The sequence below is a fragment of the Enterobacter sp. Cy-643 genome (genome assembly GCF_011752815.1).
Classification (GTDB): domain Bacteria; phylum Pseudomonadota; class Gammaproteobacteria; order Enterobacterales; family Enterobacteriaceae; genus Cedecea.
In genome coordinates this window covers 992,243-1,012,091 of record NZ_VWWV01000002.1, presented here as the reverse complement: position 1 = coordinate 1,012,091, position 19,849 = coordinate 992,243, and the positions used below count along the sequence as shown (strand labels likewise).

At 49.5% G+C, this 19,849-nt stretch carries 20 protein-coding genes and 3 pseudogenes; 19 read left to right on the top strand and 4 right to left on the bottom strand.

Going from position 1 to position 19,849, the window contains the following annotated elements; genetic code table 11:
* From F3J29_RS13075 to F3J29_RS13035, 9 genes and pseudogenes are all read left to right on the top strand, one after another.
* A pseudogene (locus F3J29_RS13075) lies at positions 1–111 on the top strand (integrase); the annotation flags it as partial.
* Positions 112–285: 174 nt separating this feature from the next.
* Entirely contained in the window at positions 286–690 is a 405-nt protein-coding gene (locus tag F3J29_RS13070) for a GTPase family protein (protein WP_166866613.1), read from the top strand.
* 300 nt (positions 691–990) lie between these two features.
* Complete coding sequence (locus F3J29_RS13065) at positions 991–1,542, top strand: hypothetical protein (RefSeq protein ID WP_166866611.1); 552 nt, start codon at positions 991–993, stop codon at positions 1,540–1,542.
* 4 nt (positions 1,543–1,546) lie between these two features.
* Positions 1,547–2,050: a hypothetical protein gene (locus F3J29_RS22760; RefSeq protein ID WP_286175370.1), complete on the top strand. Its 504-nt coding sequence runs from the start codon at positions 1,547–1,549 to the stop codon at positions 2,048–2,050.
* A 413-nt stretch (positions 2,051–2,463) separates the two neighbouring features.
* Positions 2,464–2,934 (top strand): RadC family protein, encoded by a 471-nt coding sequence (gene radC, locus F3J29_RS13055; protein ID WP_166866610.1) that lies wholly within the window; start codon positions 2,464–2,466, stop codon positions 2,932–2,934.
* A gap of 12 nt (positions 2,935–2,946) precedes the next feature.
* Positions 2,947–3,273: pseudogene (locus F3J29_RS13050) on the top strand (type IV toxin-antitoxin system YeeU family antitoxin).
* 20 nt (positions 3,274–3,293) lie between these two features.
* A complete protein-coding gene (locus F3J29_RS13045) occupies positions 3,294–3,635 on the top strand; it encodes a TA system toxin CbtA family protein (protein WP_166866608.1) in 342 nt (113 codons plus the stop codon).
* 221 nt (positions 3,636–3,856) lie between these two features.
* The gene (locus F3J29_RS13040; protein WP_286175369.1) at positions 3,857–4,627 is read left to right on the top strand and encodes a hypothetical protein; all 771 of its coding nucleotides are present in this window, start codon (positions 3,857–3,859) and stop codon (positions 4,625–4,627) included.
* A gap of 31 nt (positions 4,628–4,658) precedes the next feature.
* A complete protein-coding gene (locus tag F3J29_RS13035; protein WP_166866605.1) occupies positions 4,659–5,249 on the top strand; it encodes a hypothetical protein in 591 nt (196 codons plus the stop codon).
* Between the two features lie 402 nt (positions 5,250–5,651).
* Here the strand turns inward: F3J29_RS13035 and F3J29_RS13030 are convergent.
* Positions 5,652–5,899 (bottom strand): annotated as a pseudogene (locus tag F3J29_RS13030) (tyrosine-type recombinase/integrase); the annotation flags it as partial.
* A 352-nt stretch (positions 5,900–6,251) separates the two neighbouring features.
* On the opposite strand from F3J29_RS13030, the gene F3J29_RS13025 reads away from it, so the two are divergent.
* Positions 6,252–6,437: a hypothetical protein gene (locus tag F3J29_RS13025; RefSeq protein ID WP_166866604.1), complete on the top strand. Its 186-nt coding sequence runs from the start codon at positions 6,252–6,254 to the stop codon at positions 6,435–6,437.
* Positions 6,438–6,572: 135 nt separating this feature from the next.
* Here F3J29_RS13025 and F3J29_RS13020 read toward each other — a convergent pair whose 3' ends face one another.
* A complete protein-coding gene (locus tag F3J29_RS13020) occupies positions 6,573–7,310 on the bottom strand; it encodes a type III effector (RefSeq protein WP_166866602.1) in 738 nt (245 codons plus the stop codon).
* 565 nt (positions 7,311–7,875) lie between these two features.
* Here F3J29_RS13020 and F3J29_RS13015 point away from each other — a divergent pair.
* The 4 genes from F3J29_RS13015 (at position 7,876) to F3J29_RS13000 (ending at position 11,501) form a co-directional block, all read left to right on the top strand.
* A complete protein-coding gene (locus F3J29_RS13015) occupies positions 7,876–8,352 on the top strand; it encodes a WbuC family cupin fold metalloprotein (RefSeq protein ID WP_166866600.1) in 477 nt (158 codons plus the stop codon).
* A 422-nt stretch (positions 8,353–8,774) separates the two neighbouring features.
* Positions 8,775–9,536: an AraC family transcriptional regulator gene (locus F3J29_RS13010; protein ID WP_286175368.1), complete on the top strand. Its 762-nt coding sequence runs from the start codon at positions 8,775–8,777 to the stop codon at positions 9,534–9,536.
* 114 nt (positions 9,537–9,650) lie between these two features.
* The gene (locus F3J29_RS13005; RefSeq protein WP_166866596.1) at positions 9,651–11,261 is read left to right on the top strand and encodes an MOSC domain-containing protein; all 1,611 of its coding nucleotides are present in this window, start codon (positions 9,651–9,653) and stop codon (positions 11,259–11,261) included.
* Between the two features lie 87 nt (positions 11,262–11,348).
* Positions 11,349–11,501: a helix-turn-helix domain-containing protein gene (locus tag F3J29_RS13000; RefSeq protein ID WP_166866594.1), complete on the top strand. Its 153-nt coding sequence runs from the start codon at positions 11,349–11,351 to the stop codon at positions 11,499–11,501.
* Between the two features lie 50 nt (positions 11,502–11,551).
* Here F3J29_RS13000 and F3J29_RS12995 read toward each other — a convergent pair whose 3' ends face one another.
* Positions 11,552–12,016, bottom strand: coding sequence for a hypothetical protein (locus tag F3J29_RS12995; RefSeq protein ID WP_166866592.1), 465 nt, complete (start codon positions 12,014–12,016; stop codon positions 11,552–11,554).
* A gap of 156 nt (positions 12,017–12,172) precedes the next feature.
* Between F3J29_RS12995 and F3J29_RS12990 the strand changes: the two genes are divergently transcribed.
* Positions 12,173–12,700, top strand: coding sequence for a hypothetical protein (locus tag F3J29_RS12990; protein WP_166866590.1), 528 nt, complete (start codon positions 12,173–12,175; stop codon positions 12,698–12,700).
* A gap of 329 nt (positions 12,701–13,029) precedes the next feature.
* Here F3J29_RS12990 and F3J29_RS12985 read toward each other — a convergent pair whose 3' ends face one another.
* Positions 13,030–14,409 (bottom strand): EAL domain-containing protein, encoded by a 1,380-nt coding sequence (locus F3J29_RS12985; RefSeq protein ID WP_166866589.1) that lies wholly within the window; start codon positions 14,407–14,409, stop codon positions 13,030–13,032.
* A gap of 818 nt (positions 14,410–15,227) precedes the next feature.
* Between F3J29_RS12985 and fimA the strand changes: the two genes are divergently transcribed.
* The 4 genes from fimA (at position 15,228) to F3J29_RS12965 (ending at position 19,848) form a co-directional block, all read left to right on the top strand.
* Positions 15,228–15,767, top strand: coding sequence for a type 1 fimbrial major subunit FimA (gene fimA, locus F3J29_RS12980; protein ID WP_166866587.1), 540 nt, complete (start codon positions 15,228–15,230; stop codon positions 15,765–15,767).
* 75 nt (positions 15,768–15,842) lie between these two features.
* Positions 15,843–16,382: a type 1 fimbrial minor subunit FimI gene (gene fimI, locus F3J29_RS12975; protein ID WP_166866697.1), complete on the top strand. Its 540-nt coding sequence runs from the start codon at positions 15,843–15,845 to the stop codon at positions 16,380–16,382.
* 55 nt (positions 16,383–16,437) lie between these two features.
* Positions 16,438–17,142: a fimbria/pilus periplasmic chaperone gene (locus F3J29_RS12970; protein WP_502706559.1), complete on the top strand. Its 705-nt coding sequence runs from the start codon at positions 16,438–16,440 to the stop codon at positions 17,140–17,142.
* A 72-nt stretch (positions 17,143–17,214) separates the two neighbouring features.
* The gene (locus tag F3J29_RS12965; protein ID WP_166866585.1) at positions 17,215–19,848 is read left to right on the top strand and encodes a fimbrial biogenesis usher protein; all 2,634 of its coding nucleotides are present in this window, start codon (positions 17,215–17,217) and stop codon (positions 19,846–19,848) included.
* The last annotated feature ends 1 nt before the right edge of the window (position 19,849 follow it).

Sequence of the window (19,849 nt, the reverse complement as noted above, 5' to 3'; positions counted from 1 at the left end):
CTGGCTGAATATAACAACGAGCGCCCTCATGAATCCCTGAATAACCTGACGCCGGAAGAATACCGGCTGATAACTGAAAACCCGGAAATCTCAAAAAGTGCGTGGAACTAAAACGGGTGTACTTACAGTCTCTACCAGACGTGGGCCCCGAGGCTCGACCTGATTGTATGGGCGCTTAAAGCAGACGAGCGGGCCTGGAAAGATGACTTGCGGTGTTATCGCGAATTAATCAACTCAGGGGCCGCTCCGGAACGTTTTCTGTTTGTCCTTACCCAGGCAGATAAAATGGAGCCATGCCGCGAATGGGACGGTATAAAGCATCACCCTTCTTCCCACCAGTTTGCCAATCTCTGTGCCAAAGCTGAGCTAGCTGAAACTCTGTTTGCGTTAGTCCATCCTGTTATCGCCGTATCAGCAATGGAAAACTACAATCTTGAACTGTGGGTGGAAGCACTGATTTATGCATTACCGGCGAACAGCAGTAGTGCAGTATCCCGACATCTTGCCCCGGAGTTACGCACAGAACGCGTTCGGGAGACAGCAAGGGATAGCTTCGTCCGTGCCACGGGCGAGGTGTTTGATGAGGCTATGGCGGTAGCGCAGATACCTGGAAAACTGGCACGACATCTGCGGCTGCTTCGCAGGCATGTCCTGTCAGCTATCCGCGCAGTCTGGCATTTCTTCTTCTAATGTGTCCTTTTTTAATGCCTGTTTGATCTGTTTTAACGATCAAAATCACGCCATTAAATAGCTGGTGGCTATTAAAAATTAAATATTGATCGATTTAATTGATAGATGTGGGCGATCAATTTCCGTGTATCGATCTGAATTAACAATTATCCCACTCTCCGATTAGCCAGTACGATCTGCGCTGCATATCTGTTTTTTCTCTGTTGTTAGCTTCAATTATTCACTGTTTATAAAGGAATATTCTATGTTTCGTTTTATACTCTGGCTGCCTGACATTTACTTTCGTCAGGAGACTCATCAATGAAATCGTATCCATTATTACGCCAGGATCTTTTCGCGTGGTGTCTGGCAATTGTACTTCCGGCGCTCTGGGTCGTGTTGTACCTGAATTTCCCTCAGAATGTAGCTCTTATTATTTATATGGTTCTGGCTCTGGTCTGGGTATTGTTTGACCGGGTTAATCAGATGAAACAGGGGATTGTGCCGCCCTCATTTCTCTGGTTCTGGTTTCCGGCAGTATATCTACGCCAGCGCGATCAGATGCAGGATAAACCTTGGCGACTGATGCAGGTCTGGTTGTTATGTACAGTTCTGTCTTTAGTGGTGATATACCTGTTCAACCGGCAGTCGGGGACTGAACATCTGGCTCAAAGTGCCTGTACGGTTGTGACCAAAATCATGCAGGACGAGGGGATTGATGAACGCTGTATTCGAATCACTGATATGAAAGAAGAGGTTCAGGGGCGTTTTTGGCAGGCACAGGCGTTAATGAATACGGGTGTTAAGGAGCCTGTGACAATTGAGGTCAGGGGCAGAAAGATTTATGTCGTATTACCGGAAACAGGGGAGTGAAAAAATGAGTATAGTTAATACAATTACCCGCAGCCTGGCATTGAGTGCTGTAGCTTTATGCATTACTACATCAGCTACACATGCGGCCACATCGGATGCACTTCGCCAGCGTTGTGCAAAACCTGTATTTTACGCTCAGACAGCAAACCATAAAAAAGAAGTCGAAATTTGCATTGTTGCTCCATCAGTCTCATATTCCTTCGGAAAAACGGGTGCAAAAAGCAAAGAGATGGATATCACTGTGCCGGTTGCAAATACTTCATATGCCTATCAGAGCAATCAGGCGATAAGTATTCAGGATTTTACGGTCAAAAATGGTGATACCAGTTACCAGATTTCGGCAGGAACGAATGACTCCGGTGAGCCACTGGCATCGCTCTACGTGTATAAAGGTACACCGGAGACTGGCAAGCTTCTGGCCGAAATTAAATTGGATCCTGCTACGGTGGCGAACAATATTAGTCATTCGCTTGCAGAGGATGGGGTCAAAGAGTCAAACAGCCTTTGATAATTTATTCCGCTGATCTCTGGCTCATGATGCTTGTTTTTGTGTATCGGGCATTTTAAGTGTGTGGGCTGACTGAATATATCTGCGAAAGTTAGCTGGAATAAAACGTGCATTAAAATCTGAACTAAAAGCAAATTCTCATCTTTATCTGCCATGTTTCACTGTACTGAAAGGGCTGTTCCTCCTGAGGGAGGAACAGCCCTTTTTCTTTTCTGCCCGATAAGGCGTTTTCCCAACGATTGAAGGTAAATGTGCCCATGTACCACAGTGAAAGGTATCGATGGCAGTGTGAAGCTCAGTCGTGTCCTTTGGGGAATGGCTTAGAACATGCCACAGCTTGTTTTATGGTTCTTTTTGTCATCCTTCAGGCCTTGTCAGGAAACCAAAGGGACTTTTTATCTTAAGGAACAATTATGTTTGTATTAAATCTGCCCTCTGTATTTCCCGCAAACGAACAGCGGGTGATCCGGCGTGCGTTGCGATTACTGGAGAAATACCACCGGCAACCGGGTGAACAGTTTCTCTCCACCTGCTTCACCAAAACCTGGCTTCAGCTACAGCTCGCTCATCAGGAGCGTGAAGTTTTTATCGTGATGTATCTCGACAACCAGCATCGTTTGCTTGAGCGGGAAATACTGTTTACCGGCACACTCAGCCATATCGAAGTCCATCCCCGAGAAGTGGTTAAATCGGCCCTGAGGCATAACGCTGCTGCGGTCATCCTGGCCCATAACCACCCCTCGGGTTCGGCAGAAATCAGCCAGCAGGATAAACACATCACTCAGCGGATAGTGAAAGCGCTGGCACTGGTAGACGTGCGGGTGCTGGATCACCTTGTGGTTGGGAATGATGTAGTGTCTTTTGCTGAGCGGGGTTTGCTTTAAACGGAGGTTTTTATGCCATCAGCACCGTCCCATGAATGGGGACTACAAAGTGATATCACCCCACGCTTTGGTGCAAGACTGGTTCAGGAAGGTAAGCGACTGCACTATTTGGCTGACCGGGCGAGCATTACCGGTAAATTCAGTGACGTTGATAGTCGTAAGTTAGATATGGCATTCCCGCATTTTATCAGTCAGATGGAATCGATGTTGACCACTGGTGAAATGAATCCTCGCCATGCCCACTGTGTCACCCTGTACCACAACGGTTTCACCTGAGAAGCCGATACCCTTGGTAGTTGCGGCTACGTATACATCGCCATTTATCCCACTCAACGCTAACAAATTTCACGAGAGCAAACATGAAAAATCTATCTGCTACAATTTCGCGGGCGGCGAAGCCTTGTCTGTCGCCCGTTGCAGTCTGGCAAATGTTACTGACACACCTGCTGGAGCAATACTATGGTCTAACCCTGAGCGATACGACGTTTTGTGATGAAACCGTCATACAGGAACATATCGATGCCGGTATCACTCTGGCTAATGCCGTTAACTTTCTGGTGGAAAAGTACCAACTGGTCCGTATCGATCGCAGAGGATTTAACTGTCAGGAGCAGTCACTTTACCTTTTGGCGGTAGATATTTTGCGGGCGAGACAGGCAATCGGCCTGCTGCGGCAAAACCTTCCTCCTTCGATCCCCTGAAACTTGCGAGCAGTGTTTGTGATTTACAGCCCCTATTTTACTAATTGCAAATGCCCCAACTAGTTACGGTGGGCGCATTTGCGTTAAACACAATTAGTGGAGGTTAGCCATGAACAAAAATCGCATCACTGTATAGATAAGAAAAATTGCTTGCTGCTTCTTTTTTAAACTGCAATTCTGACGTACTTCCTTCATATCAACAATATTTAATAAAATACATTATGGATAAAGCAGAAATTCTGGAGAAAGGCTGTTGGGTTGAAATCTATATTGAAAAATTTGCACAAAAGGTAAAAGGAATTTCTCGAGATAGGTACCCTTCATTACGCTGTATCGCTTGTGGCGAGCAAGTTCATGATAGTGGTTTAGTCACTCCCAACCCCGACTATATCCCCAGATTCTCTCATTCAGCACCGCCAGAAAACGGAGAGTTTTGCCCTCTGGGGTCTAGATCTCAACGTTTCACAGGTCTTTCCGGGAATGACAAGACAGTATCAACAAAAATCGCTGCATCTCGCCGAAATCAATTCATGCAATTTGATAGCCTTTGTCGAGCATGGATAGTTTGTAGGTCGCTACGTGGAGGCGAAGGAAAACTTGATCAAAAGTCCTTCATCCGTTTGGTCAGGATCGCTGATAGTTTTGGGATCTGGCGCTATAGCTATCTCCCGGAATGGGGCATCCCTCTTCTTTTAATGCTGATGGACAATCATCCAACACCTAATGGCAAGTCTGCATTTTTTTATTCGCTTAAAAAAGACAGAACCCGCCGAGATGTTGAGTGGCAAAACCTGAATGTCCGGCTAGAAGCGCATTGGGCTAGCAGTGGTCAACTTATTGGACTAAATCTTGAGAAGCCAGCTTCGTTCCTGCTAGAGATCCCTTTTAAAGAAGATGTTGTTAGCAACATCTTGGGGAAAGAGGACCTATCATGGTACACAAGGGATGTGCTGAGAAACTTGAATGCCTTTAGCATCAGTGAATTACGGTAAACTATACCTTAAAATGTAATGAGAGAGCAGAATGGCATTTGAATTGAAAGACCTATTAACCCCAGCAGCCTCCCTCTTGGCAGTTTGGCTTACTGCCAGGTTTACCCTTAATCGTGAAATCCGTAAGAAAGAGCTGGAGATCCGTGTTGACCGGCTGGAGAAGCTCTCTGCTGATTGTGATGAGGTCTTATCACAGCTTATTAATTATGCTGGTTTTATTAGTGGGCTTGTTCAGTCCCGGCTTTTATTACTCACTCCGACTCGGTCAAAGGTTCGGATCCCTATTCAAGTACTTTCTGAAGACAAAGACCTTTTAGATAACAGTGAATTAGCTCCAGATAGAGAGAAAGGGCGAAGATGCGAACACGGCTTACGCTTCCATCATTATCAGGAATGGCAAAAATGGGATGCTATTGTCCCGAAGCTTCAAAACGATATTTATGATTTTTTCATGATTACGCGTGCTGGCGAGATGGTTAAAGATTTGAAGGATCAGCGTCGAACACAAGAGGATTGTGAGGTATTCATTCGACAACTCAGTAAATGGCAAAAAGATGCTGATACACTGCGAAAACAGCTACTTGACACTATGTCCAGCGATTTTCACGAGTTAACGAAATAGAAACCTACTTCCTAGCTTCGATGATTGTGTGTGCGTTCATGGTTCAACAAGTCTGGATGTTAAAGTCGTAAATAGGACTGTGTACGTCATAGGTAAACAAAGTGACGTATCGTACCGTAAGCAATATTATTCTTAATCAATCACGGCCCTAAGATACCTGGATGAGTAGAGGTATATCTATCGAAATTAATGATATTGACGACTCGATGAAAGGCTCATCGAGTCGCATGAAAAACAAGGTGGGGGCATAAAAGGGGGCATTTATAAAGATGAAACAAGAAAATATCTATATTTATCAATGGTTATGTGGGGTGTGTTATGTTCCTATTATCGCACCAGTAACCATGCGGGTTCACGCGATATTCACCAAATCAGAAAAACCGCCTTGTGCCATATTTATGCCATTTCCTGCAAAGCGCTTAACGGCACTCCAGACTGAACAAGCCAGCCCAGGTGTGTCTTAGGTCATGAAATCTGAAGTTCTCAATACCTGCTCTCCTTAGCGCAGCCCGCCAGGCGGTGTTAGCATCGCTCCGCATTTTCCTCACCTCCTTCGTTCGCGTTCCGTCAGGTCGAACTGATGATTCAGTGTGAACAAATACCCACCTGTTATGCCTTCCAGCCTGATCACGAAGAACCTTACAGGTTGATTACTCAAGTCCTGAATCACTGAAGGAATCAATGCGCGGAAATCAGGAGTACACCGATAACTATAACCTGCAGTACAACGTAAACATCGGTGGCGGCAAGCAAAGTCAGCCGACGCAGAAACCCACTCACCCTCTCAGCAATATCAGCTATTGGCACCAGAGCAGAAAGTGCAGGTTCAGGAGCAGTATTTCATTGACGTAGTTGCTCCTAAGGCCGGGGATAATGCGGAGCAAGCTAAGCAAGCTTTCTACTCGGCATATCCGAGAGCCCTAATAGAAAAAGGAAACATTGATATTCACAATCGTCCCGTTGTAAAAAAATCAGGATGGAAGCATAGGCATGGTTAGAAGCATGTCTACCAACATTGACGGCAGAGAGGTTTTAATTCCAACCGTTAGTGATGATGGAAGAATCATGTCTGACGATGAAGCCATTGATAACTTTATGAGGACTGGCAGACATCTGGGCATGTTCGATAATCCTGATGATGCAACTGCATATGCTGAGAGCCTTCACAACCAACAGGCAGATGAATAGGATCAAGTTATCAGCTGTGTTTTACCAGCCGGTTTGCTTATGTTGAAGGTATCTGTGGTAGGCGCTGCGAGGCAATATAATCGAAAACTTTTATTATTTCGGCGTCCTTGTCCGAAACCTATAACGTATTGATGATCAGGATGATATTAATTTAAAAAAAGGTTCATGTTTTTGTTGATTCTGCTGTTGAATATCACCGTTACGGCTGCTTTGATATTCATTGCGCCATGATGTAAATCCCCAGTTATTCGCTGCTGCATCTGATGATGGCTTATCCTGACTATGGCTTATTCCGTTATAGCTTAGCCCGGATTCGGCCGTTTCTATTAAATCTTTTACCTTCTGAAGATATGCAGAGCTGTAGGTTCCATCAGGCTTATCCGGTTTTAGATAAAGAGTAAATTGTGCATTCTTCACTGTCCTGTTATCAGGGGCACTTATGACGTTAGGATGAGCCATATTAGTCACTTTCCACTGTTCTGTAGGACTTTCTTTCGACATCAATAGTGGCGCCAGTGTATCAAATGCCTTACCGACCTGGCCTGGATGGACGCTGATATGCAGTTTATCACCCACAAAACGATTATCGCTGTTTTGGGACTCGTTCCGTGTAACGTGCATAAAGACGTCGCTCAAAGAATGTGATATGCGCCAACCTGGGGCACTACTTTGCATACTGCTTTGAGCCGTCAAATAAGTTGGAGCAGAATGTAAAGGAGAAAATCTGGTTGGTATACAACGCTGCATTTCAGCTTTAATTTGATCAAATGAGCCTTCGAGGTGCGCTCTGGCATCTAGTTGCGTTCGTTGTGTGGAGCCAGATACTGAAGGCTGGGTAGGGAGCTGTATTTTAAGGTTAAGGTTAGGGCGCATAATGACCTCTGGCTATAAAATTTATTGATTCTGTGAATCAATAATTCAAATTCTTAGGTTTTTGTAACAATAACAATGGTTTTTCTGAATGCTGAAGCTGAGTGTAGGTTTGTTTATGAAAGTTCCAGCAGCCTGCAAATTCCGAGCAGTGAACCCAACTAAATTCGTCTAATGGCGGGGGACCCTGAAGCCTGTTGCCCCGCGGACATCTGCCCCTCTTTTCGGGGCGGGATATGAGACTCGCATCTGTCGCGACGTGACCTGCCCCTCGTTGATCGACACACCACGATGTGAGTAATGTCTTCATTGGTAACGTGAGGACATCTCCATGAAAAAGCATTTTACTGACTTCCAGCACGTGGCCAGGCAGAAGCAAACCTCGGCCGGAACGCCGACGGCATTGTAAATAGACCCGCTCTGGGGGCTATGGGACATCAGCCCCAGCGTCTATAATCCTGGCAGAGATTTGTTCTGCGAATGCCGTGGCTAATCGGCTGTATAGCATAAAACGTCGCGACATCCGGGCTCCCGGTGCCGCGAGCGACCTACTTTCACAAAGGGTAATATGAAACAAATTACGTTCAGCGATCTAAAAGAACAAAGCGAGCAGGCTGCAAACTCCCCTCGCTTACGTGCCAATCGTAATCTCCATCCTGAATTGAGCGATCCTGTTCAGCGCCTGGCTATTGCTATGGAGCCGGGGACCTATGTGCGGCCTCACCGCCATCCGCACACGTTTGAGCTGCTGACATCCCTCAGCGGGCGCTTTTTGGTATTGCATTTTGATGACAATGGCAACGTGACCCAGCGCGCTGTGTTAGGTGAAGACTGCAAAGTGTTGGAGACGGATGCCGGGACCTGGCATGCGGTGCTGTCGATGGATAAAGGTGGGGTAATTTTTGAGGTAAAACAGGGGGCTTACCAGCCCGTAGCTGAGCAAGATATGGCTCCATGGGCACCCGCCGAAAACGCGCCGGGAGCGGCTGAGCTGATGAAATGGTATGCCGTAGCGCAAGTGGGTGACGGCGGTTTTTCCCTGTAATATTCCCGCACTCTCTCATCCTCTTTCCTGACCAGACGAAACTTGACCCTGATGATGTCCGGATCATCTTCGGGGTCAGGATCAATTGTTCCCCCTCAGCCAGGCCGCCGCAAAAAACTACCTGTTTATGCTCATTCTTCTGAACCCGATTGCCATTAGAATAGCGGCGATGGCGGAGGGTCATCCCAACAGAAGGACACAGGTAGCGCGATGAAAGGCAGAAATATAATCATCACTTTGGTGTTTGCGGTGTGTGTGGCCCTGTTGCTCAAGGCGGGGGCAGGGAGCGTCATCGAGTTTATTGATAAAAAAATTGATAATCAGATTACCGGGTGGGCCGGTAATAACGGGTAAGATCTCTGCGAACCGAATGGGCAATATTTTCTTTTCTGAGGTTAATGGGCGCCTGAAATATGCATGATATGGATTATTTTGACCCTGACTCGTCCGGGGCGCCGATCGATGTCCTGTTTCTCACCGCACCAGATTTAGCATTCGACGTGCCGCTGCATTCTCACCGGCGCGGCCAGCTGGTTATGCCGGTGAGCGGGTCAATGACCTGCGAAGTCGAGGATGAAATATGGATGGTGCCCAGCGAGTCAGCCATGTGGATCCCCGCCGGTTTGCCGCACAGGAATTCCCCGGCAGCTTCGGCCACGTTCTGCTTTGTGTTTATTGAAACGTCGCGCGCCGCCATGCCGGAAAAAAGCTGCACGCTCGCGGTCAGCCCCCTGATACGGGAAATGATCCTTCATTTAGCCAGGATATCACCGGCAGAGGCGGGGCAAGAGCAGACGCGTCAGCTGGTTAATCTGCTGTTTTCCATGATGGCGCAAATGCCAGCCGAGCGGCTGAACTTTCCGCTGTCCAAAGACGCCAGGCTCAGGCAAGTGGCGAGCATGCTGCTGGCCGACCCCGCCGACAGAAGAACCGCCAGGGAATGGGCCGCTTTTCTTGCCCTGAGTGAAAGAACGTTCACCCGGCTGGTAGTGAAAGAAACCGGGCTAACATTTGGCCTGTGGCGGCGGCAGCTGCATATCGTGGTGTCGCTTCAACGTTTGCTGGCGGGGGGCAGCGTGCAATCCGTCTCAGAGCAGCTGGGCTATGAATCCGTGAGCGCATTTATCACCATGTTCAAAAAGGCGCTGGGGAAGTCTCCGAAGCGCTATATCGGCCAGGCCTGACGGAAATTCTCTGGCTTTGTTTGACCGTTTTTAGCAATTATTAGTCAGTTGTTCTAAATTTTTACAGCACTGAAGTCGGTACACTGGGGGCATAAATCCGGCAACATTAAAGGCATGTCCGTGTACCCTGGCACAATCATTGATGAATTACGGCAAGGTGAAGTCAAAGAGTTATTCTCGGTCAGGACCGGGATTGATAAGCACCCGACGAACAGTGTTCAGGTCACCCTGACCGGTTTTAGCGGCGACAAACAGGCCGAAACCTTCCATGGTGGGGAAGAGCGGGCAATTCTGCACTATGACTCTGCGCATTATGCTTCTCTGGCCAGCCGGTTCCCTGGCTCCGGTTCGTTGTTCGTTCCGGGCGGATTTGGTGAAAATCTGGTCACCAGCGGAATGAATGAAAGCAATATGTGCGTCGGGGATATTGTTCGGGCCGGGACGGCAATCCTCCAGGTCACTCAGCCAAGGCAGCCCTGCTTTAAACTCAATCACCGCTTTAAACAACCTAGGCTTTCCCGATTTGTGCAGGATCACGGTAAAACAGGCTGGTTTTACCGCGTCCTGAAAGAAGGGATGATTCATGCTGGCGATCCCATCGAGGTGATCGTGCGTGCCTGGCCGCAGTGGAGCATCGCGCAAATACTGCACTACCTCTATACCGAAACTGACAACCTGGCGATAACCGGGCAGCTGGCGAAGCTTGAGCCGCTGGGAGACGAAGTCAAAAGCGTCTTTCAGCGCCGCCTTGAAAATAATGACGTTGAGGATTGGGGGGGAAGGCTGTCGGGCCGCAGCGGCAAGCTTGAAATGCGCATCATCAACATTGTGGATGAATTTAAAGGGATTAAGCGTTTTATTCTGAGCCGCGTTGACGATGGGGCTTTACCTGAATATTCGGCGGGGGCGCATATTCTTCTCCAGCTCCCCAACGGCCTGTCGAGAGCCTATTCCCTGTGTGAATCATGGGCTGAAAACGAATATCACATTGCGGTCAATCACGCCCAGAATAGCCGCGGCGGCTCTCAGTATTTACATCAAACCGCCAGGCCAGGGGATATTTTAACGGTCTCTGAGCCCGCGAACTGTTTCAGCATGGCCCGGGATAAACATCATATTTTTATTGCCGCCGGGATCGGTATCACGCCATTTATTCCGATGATAGAGGAAGCCCTGGCCCGGGAAGAAACCTTTGAACTTCACTATTGTGTGAGTGATGTGGGCAGCTTTGCCTTCAGGCCGCAGCTGGAAAAATATGTAGAACATGTTCTGATTTACTCGCTCGATAACCCGCTGGATATCAACCAGCTGCTGGACACTCACGCGAGAGGGACTCACGTTTATACCTGCGGAAGCCCCGCTTTTGTGCAGCGAGTGAGAGAGAGTGCCAGCCACTGGCATGCTGACTATGTCCATTTTGAAAACTTCGCCGCCGCAGAGCAAAGCGGGGAGAGCGCTTTTGTCGTCACCGTCAGAGAAACGGGGCAAAAAATTCAGGTGGAGCCGCAGGAAACTATGCTCCATGCGCTCAGAAGTCACGGCATTCAGCTGGAATCTGCCTGTGAAACCGGCGTCTGCGGCAAGTGTAGGGTAGATTATGACGGCGAAGTCGATCACCGGGATTCGGTGTTAAGCCAAAGCGAGCGAAAAAGCTGTATGACACCCTGTGTTTCCAGGGCGAAGCAGGCTGAGCTGACTATCTCGTTACCTGGGGTGAATCGCTAGCCCGTCCTCCTGAATACATGCTGTCTTACGGCTGTAAGACGGCGTTGGAAAATGCATAAATATCAGCCAGTGCTTGTTTAAAGCTTTGTGTGCGCTGTGTCTGACTGTGGGATTAAAGGCGAGCATATTATTGCCGAGGTATCAGGTAGGGTGCCATCGGAGATCTGGCTTAGCCGCTATTACGACAAAATGGGCAACCTTATCGAACGACAGAAATTAATGCGTTCGCACAGCCTATAAGACAACCAGAGGCATAGCGTTTAATTCGACCGCTATACCTCAGCTAGACATTAAATCTTCGGGCCTTCCAGGTGGCATTGGTACGCGGTGCCGCCGTGTTCGGCCACAAACCAGTCAACCGCGCCACCTGTAAGGCGGTTGATTTCCACATTGGAAACCAGGCCCCAGGTTTTTTGGTCCCGTGAACCTTCGATTTTATAGGCGATCTCTTTGTCATTGACGACCGGCTGCACTACCCGGAACCAGGTATCGTCGCGGCCCTGGGGTTCACCGCCGATGTCCACGATCACCGCTTCGGTCATCCACTGGGTTGTCTGGCCGTTACCCACGCAAGTGCTGCCTTTATCTGCCTGCATATTGAAACACAGCTGGCCGTTATCCAGATAAGGCGCGGGCCAAATCTCAGAGGAAGTCGTTGAGCTCTTATCTTGTGGCTCGCAGACAATGAGCGAAGGCTTAGCCGCTACGGCAGGCAGGCTAAGGAATAGAGCAAAGGCGAGGTATTTGCGTTTCATTACCGACAGTCCATATTCGTAGTAAAAGGGGGAACTAACATGAATGCCGTTAATTTAGTGAGTGCCGTTGACTTAAGCAACAAGATTATATTGTTATTAAATAACGGCTCGGGTGCTCTATAATTCCGGCACTAAAAATACCTCAGGGAATTTATAATGAAGTCAATTCTTGCTGGCAGCGCCATCGTTGGGGCTGCGCTTATCGTTTCATCCTTAATTAGTTCCGGTTCGGTTTTATTTAAGAGTGAAAATATTATTTCCGTCACCGGCGGTTCAGTGAAGCTCGGCAACATCTACGATGAGCACAAAGTCGTCTCCGTGAAAATGATTTTTGATGACAACGTCGCGAACCAGGAATTTTTGGCGCAGGCTAATGCAGATGATTATAAAGACGACTTGAAAGACAAGCTCACCGAACTGGCGAATTTAATCAATAAAGGCCGCAAAGAAGACGAGAAAACGACGGCAGAAAGTCTGAAGCTGACTAAAGCAGCAAAATTAGAAATCACCACTGCAGTAAGGTACCGCAGCGAATATCAGCCGGTATTCACCCTGGTACTTGGGACGAAAACGGTTGATTTACCGGTTGGCACGCATCTGTACGCTAAATCTGTTGAATCTGTGGATGCCTTCGTGAAGGAGCAGAAACCACTTTTTGACTCAGCGCTGTATCTGAAAAAGTAGGCCTTTCAGTAGGATAAAGCCCGTTTAAACGGGCTTTAATCGCACTTTTAGCTCTGGTTTCTAAACCTATTATTCTTGTAAATCTGAGCGCTGGTTCTCAGGGGAAGCGCCACTCACGAGATCCCTTCGAGAGGGGCGTAGTTAATCTGAATAGCGCTGTGGCAATGAATGAGCACTCTGCATTGATTATTTATTCATAATATGTGCATACGGCAGGGGGTTTGTTAATCCCCAGCTTGCCAATAAATAAAGGATCTGAGACAGAATGTTCTATTCCTGTCTGCAAAAAATGCGAATAATAGACGCGTTTTTATAAGTCGAATGACATTTTATGTCTGGGGTTGTTGAAGTCCGCGGAAAACTAACGCATCTAACTCCTCGCGGAGCACCGGCTTCGAAATATAATACCCTTGAAATAAACTGACGCCCATTTGCTTTAGCATAATGAATTTCTGCGGGCTATCGATACCTTCCGCCACGCACTGGCTACCTGTCACGCTCGCATAATAGATTAAGCCATCAATGAGATGTTTATCATCGAGATTACTCGTAAAGTTTTCTACGATATAGCGGTCCAGCTTATAGCTATTAAATTTTAGCTGTCTGACTGGAAACGTGACGCTATTTTTAGCGAAGCAATCATCCAGCGCAAGCTTTATGCCCAGCCCGGCAAGCTGATTTAATACCGTTACCGTTTTAGACTCATAGCTTAAATCCACATTTTCGTTAATATCCAGCACCAGGCGGCTTATCCAGGCCTGATCAAGCAGCTGAGCTTTGGCCGTCTCGACAATTTTAAACAGGGCAGCACTCTCGGTGAGAACCCGTGGAATATTGACAGAAAATTCCAATTTCCCCGCATAGTTATTTATATTCACCACGGCTTCTCTGATGATGTAGGCCGTGAGCATGATCCACGTTTCTCGCGTCCTGATCTCATGGAAAAAGTCTTTCGGCAACAATACGTTGCCGTTGGTGTACCAGCGGCAAAATATCTCAAAGCCCGCTATCTGCATCTCGCCGTCTACAATGGGCTGGAAAACGGGGAAGATCAGGCCATGCTGCAGGGCATGAGTAATTTTTCTCTCCTCGCTGCTGAGCATTCTGGTCGTTAATCCCTTGGGCTTCGACTGGCGCTGTGCTTTGCGATGCCGGCCAGGCAACAGTCTGGACATCATCGGGTGAATGGCCGCCAGCTTTTTTAACCCACTTGAACGCAGGTTATAGAGCGTTTTAGTACTGAAGCTTTTTATTGCCGCGGTATCTTCATGGCCGGACGGGCTAAAAAGCTCCAGCAGCGTATTGACCTCATGGATAGTGAGTCCTTCATGGCGCAAACCGCCGTTGCGTTCTTCCTGCCTGGCAAGCGAGACAAGCGTGGGAATGTTTTTAAGGTCTTTATGCAGCGTATTTCTGAGTTTAACCACGCTGGTAAAAATGCTGACTACTCTGATGGTACTGAGATTCGATTTTCGCGGCATCACATTTTTAAAATAACTAAACAGCCAGGACGATGATAGCCCACTTATGATCAGGATATTTATCTTATGGTGATGCATTTGTAATAGCGATATCAGGCTCTTCAGCGTCATCAGCATCTGAAAAGGATCTTCAGGAATAAAAACTATCAGATGGTTAAATTCATCGCTTTCATTATTTTTAGAAATAAGTCGGCTGCTTTTCTCGGGGCTAATCAGTTTGGTATTCATTCCCTTTTCATGAAGCAACTCAGAAAGACCCGTTGCGGAAAAATGACAGGCAGAAAGTATATGATAAACAAACTCAACGTGGGAATGTTGAGGTGGCACAGGCAATAACGGTGAGGTTATATTCATATCAATTGTCCATTAGTCATTATTTTCTATACCCGATGCAATAGGTTTTATTGCGTGGTATATCCTCGCCAGAGGTTTTTTGATATGTGAAAGCCCGGCCGGCGCAGCATGAAAGATGTCTGCGTCAGGTATTACTTTTTAAATGTGCAAACTAAGATTTGCGGGTGATGCCAGATTAACGTTGCATATTAAGTTCCTTTTAATAAATTCTGGAGGGTTATTCGCCTGTAATATTAACGATAAATTCAATGCAATGAGTGTTTTATAATTATTTTAAGCGAAATTATCCCTGTTGTTTTTTATGTGTAGTCTTTTTTTTGAATTGTTAGTCAACATTCCTGTTTCTTCTCTAGTTTCTTTACAACGTGTGGAATGTCAATAGAAATTAATTTCAAAAGCGCTATTGAGAATAAATTTAGGGAAAAATCCTAATAGGATGAAATATAAAAAACATTTAAAATCAATGCAATGTGATGATATTGATGTTTTGTTAAATATAATTTCAAAGACGAGTCAGGATACTTTATTAATATTTCACCCCGGCTCCCACCAATATTGAGAGGGTAGCTCTCTTAGGGGCGAGCTTATGTGAATAGGCGATCGTTTCGTGAAGCTGAAACATAGGTCTTATGGAAGGCATAGCGACTGCCGGTTCTGATTCGTTTTAGTGAAATTGTTTAAAGGAATAAATTATGAAAATCAAAAATCTGGCTCTCGTTGCACTGTCAGCCCTCTCTTTGAGCTCGGGGGCGGCTTATGCCGTGACGGTTAACGGTGGCACCGTTCATTTCAAAGGTGAAATTGTTAACGCAGCCTGTGCCGTTGATGCGGGTTCGGTGGACCAGACTGTTCAACTGGGCCAGGTTCGTTCTGCCCGACTGGCTGCGGCAGGTAGCACCAGTTCTGCGGTAGGTTTCAACATCCAACTGAACGATTGCGATACCACTGTTTCCACCAAAGCCTCCGTTGCGTTCTCTGGCGTAGCCGTCACCGGCAAGACCGACACGCTGGCAATTCAGGGCCCTGCGGCGGGCAGTGCGACTAATGTGGGGATTCAAATTCTCGACAGCACCAGCACACCGCTGGCACTGGATGGGGCAACCTTCAGCGCCAAAACCACGCTGAACGATGGCACCAATATTATTCCTCTGCAGGCCCGTTACATCGCGCTGGGTGCGGCTACGGCCGGTACCGCTAACGCGGACGCGACCTTTAAAGTTCAGTACGAGTAATCAGTCAGTCATACAGGGAAATCACTCGGGGCCAGGGACGGCCCGTCATCTACTACGGATTTGAAGGTGATAATGATGAGAGGAATCAAGCTGATTCTATTGAGCGTTTTCCTGCCATCCCTGGCGCTGGCCGGTAACCGAACGCATGTCATGCTGCCGGGCGGCAATATGCGCTTCCAGGGCACGATCGTTGCCGAATCCTGCCGCGTGGAGGCGGGCGACCGCCAAATGACGGTCGAAATGGGCAGGATCAGCAGCAATCGCTTCCACGCGCCAGGCGAAGACAGCGACCCGGTGCCTTTCGCGCTCCACCTTCAGGACTGTAATACCAATGTTAGCCGGCACGTTGGCGTGGCGTTTATGGGCGTGGCCGACGGTAAAAATCCGGCGGTACTTTCGGTGGGCGAGGGACCGGGCATAGCTGAAGGCGTGGGCGTTGCCCTTTTTGATGCCGAGGAGCGCCAAATCCCATTGAATGTCCCTGCAAAGGCCTGGACCCGGATATACGCCGGGCCAAACACTCTCCATTTTATCGCCAAATATCGCGCCACCGGGCATCAGGTTACCGGGGGACTGGCAAACGCTCAGGCCTGGTTTGCTTTGACCTATTTATAGCCTGGCCCCTGGTGTAGTGGACACAAACAACAACGACAAGGACAAAGGTGTGAGCGTGACAAAAAGCTTACTAAGAGGTCGCGGTTTACTGGCGGCGATGATGATAGCTGCGGCAATGGGCTTTATGGCTCGTGCAGAGGCGGGGGTTGCGTTAGGCGCGACTCGCGTTATTTATCCTGAAGGGCAAAAGCAGGTTCAGCTGGCGGTGACCAGCAACGATGAAAAAAGTACCTACCTCATTCAGTCGTGGGTAGAAAATGCTAATGGCGATAAAGACAGCCGGTTCGTGATTACCCCGCCGCTGTTTGCCATCAAAGGGAAGAAAGAAACCACGTTACGCATTTTAGATGCGACCAATAATCAGTTGCCGAAGGATCGGGAGAGCCTGTTCTGGCTGAACGTGAAAGCCATTCCATCCATGGAAAAATCAAAGCTGAATGAGAACACCCTCCAGCTGGCGATCATCAGCCGAATCAAACTTTATTACCGCCCGGATAACCTGGCGCTGGCCCCGGAAAAAGCGGCAGAAAAGCTGACCTTTAGCCGCAGCAACGGCCAGCTGACAGTCAACAATCCCACCCCGTATTACCTGACGGTGACGGATATTAATGCTGGCACCCGCGTGCTGGACAATGCGCTTGTTCCGCCGATGGGAAAAACCTCCGTGAAGCTACCGGCCGATGCCGGGACCAACATCACTTACCAAACCATTAACGACTACGGGGCGCTAACGCCACGGATGCAGGGCGTTATGCAGTAATTCAGGACAGGCCGTCCTGCGTTAAATAACAACGAAGAACTGACTGCCGGGCGAATGCGGACCGGAGGGACAATGTCACATCTAAAATATGGATTAGCGCGTTTCGGCTTCCGTCGTCCGCGGCGCAAATTAGCTTCTTTTTTTACTCTGGTACAAACGCCGCTGGCGCTTTTCATCGCTATGCAAGCCTGCTCCGCCCATGCGGATCTCTATTTTAACCCGCGCTTTTTAGCCGACGATCCCTCCGCGGTGGCTGATTTGTCCAGCTTCGAAAGTGGTCAGGAAGCGCCGCCGGGGACCTATCGCGTCGATATTTATCTCAACGAGGGATTTGTCGCCACTCGGGACGTCAAATTTGATGCGGCAAAGAGCAGCAGCGGCCTTGCTCCCTGCCTGACGCGTGAGCAATGGGCCGGAATGGGCGTCGACGTGGCGGCCATTGCCGGCATGAACGCCCTGGCGTCGGACGCCTGCGTCCCGATGACTGAACTTATTCCTGAGGCGACCGCCGGGTTTGATGTTGGTCTCCAAAGGCTCAACCTGACGGTGCCGCAGGCGTTTATGGGCAACCGGGCCAGAGGCTATATCCCGCCTGAACGCTGGGATAACGGCATTAACGCCGGCCTGCTGAATTACAACTTTACCGGCAATAGCGTGCAAAACGATCGCGGTGGCAACAGCAATTATGCCTGGCTGAATCTTCAGAGCGGGATCAATCTCGGGGCATGGCGGCTGCGCGACAACACCACCTGGAGCTACAACAGCGGCGGCGGCAGCTCAGCGAACGAAAACAAATGGCAGCACGTCAACACCTGGCTTGAGCGCGATATTATTTCCCTGCGCTCCCGGTTAACGCTGGGCGACAGCTATACCGACAGCGATATTTTTGACGGGATCAATTTCCGGGGGGCTCAATTAGCCTCCGACGATAATATGCTGCCCGACAGCATGAAAGGCTTTGCGCCGGTGATTCGCGGTATTGCCCGGGGCACGGCGCACGTCATCGTCAAACAAAATGGCTATGAAATCTATCAGGGCACCGTTCCGCCAGGCCCGTTCACGATTAACGATCTCTACGCTGCCACTAGCGGCGGCGATCTGCAGGTCACTATCAAAGAAACCGACGGCAGCAGCCAGATCTTCAGCGTGCCGTGGTCATCCGTGCCTGTTTTACAGCGCGAAGGGCGCACGCGTTTTTCACTGACGGCCGGGGAATATCGCAGCGGCAACCGCCAGCAGGAAGAGCCTAAGTTCTTCCAGGGCACGGTGCTGCAGGGTTTGCCCGATGGCTGGACGCTTTATGGCGGCAGCCAGCTGGCTGACCGTTACCGCAGCGTCAACCTGGGCGTAGGGAAAAACATGGGGGCGCTGGGGGCGCTGTCGATGGACGTCACTCAGGCCAACGCCAGGCTCGCCGATGACAGCGAACACCAGGGGCAATCGCTGCGCTTCCTCTATAACAAATCGCTGAATGAACTGGGCACCAACATCCAGCTGGTGGGCTACCGGTATTCAACCAGCGGCTATTTTACCCTCGCCGACAGTGCCTACAGCCGGATGAGCGGTTACCGCGTGGAAACGCAGGACGGCGTGATTCAGGTTAAACCTAAGTTTACCGACTACTACAACCTCGCCTACAACAAGCGCGGCAGGGTGCAGCTGAGCCTGACCCAACAACTGGGCAGAACAACAACGCTTTATCTCAGCGGCAGCCACCAGACTTACTGGAACAGCAGCAGCGCCGACGAACAGATGCAGGTGGGGTTAAACACCGCCGTGGATGACATCAACTGGACGGTCAGCTACAGCCTGACGAAAAACGCCTGGCAGGACGGGCGTGACCAGATGCTGGCGGTAAACGTCAATATCCCGTTCAGCCACTGGCTGCGTTCCGACAGCAAATCCGTCTGGCGTAATGCCAACGCCAGCTACAGCGCCTCACACGATCTTAATGGCCGGATGACCAACCTGGCCGGGCTGTACGGCACGCTGCTGAAGGACAATAACCTGAGCTATAGCGTGCAGACCGGCTATGCGGGCGGCGGGCACGGGAATAGCAGCAGTACAGGTTATGCCGCACTGAACTACCGCGGCGGATACGGCAACGCGAACGTGGGCTACAGCCGCAGCGACGGCATGAAACAGGTTTACTACGGCGCGAGCGGTGGCGTACTGGCGCATGCGGATGGTGTGACTTTCAGTCAGCCGCTGAACAGCACGGTCGTTCTGGTGAAAGCCCCCGGAGCCGGAGACGTAAAAGTCGAAAACCAAACCGGGGTTCGTACCGACTGGCGCGGTTACGCCGTGCTCCCGTATGCCAGCGATTACCGCGAAAACAGGATCGCGCTGGACACCAACACGCTGGCCGACAACGTAGACCTTCAGGATGCGGTCGCCAACGTGGTGCCCACCCACGGCGCCGTGGTGCGCGCGGAATTCAAGCCACAGGTTGGGGTGAAAATGCTTATGACGCTGACCCACAACGGCAAGCCTGTGCCTTTCGGGGCGGTTGTGACCGCCGAAGGCCTGCAGGCGAGCAGCATTGTGGCCGACGGCGGGCAGGTGTACCTGAGCGGAATGCCGCTGGCGGGCAAGGTGCTGGCCAAATGGGGAGACGGGCCGGATGCCAGCTGCGTGGCGGACTACCGTCTGGGTGAAGAGAGCCAGAAGCAGATGCTGAGCTCGCTTTCGGCGCTGTGTCGCTAAG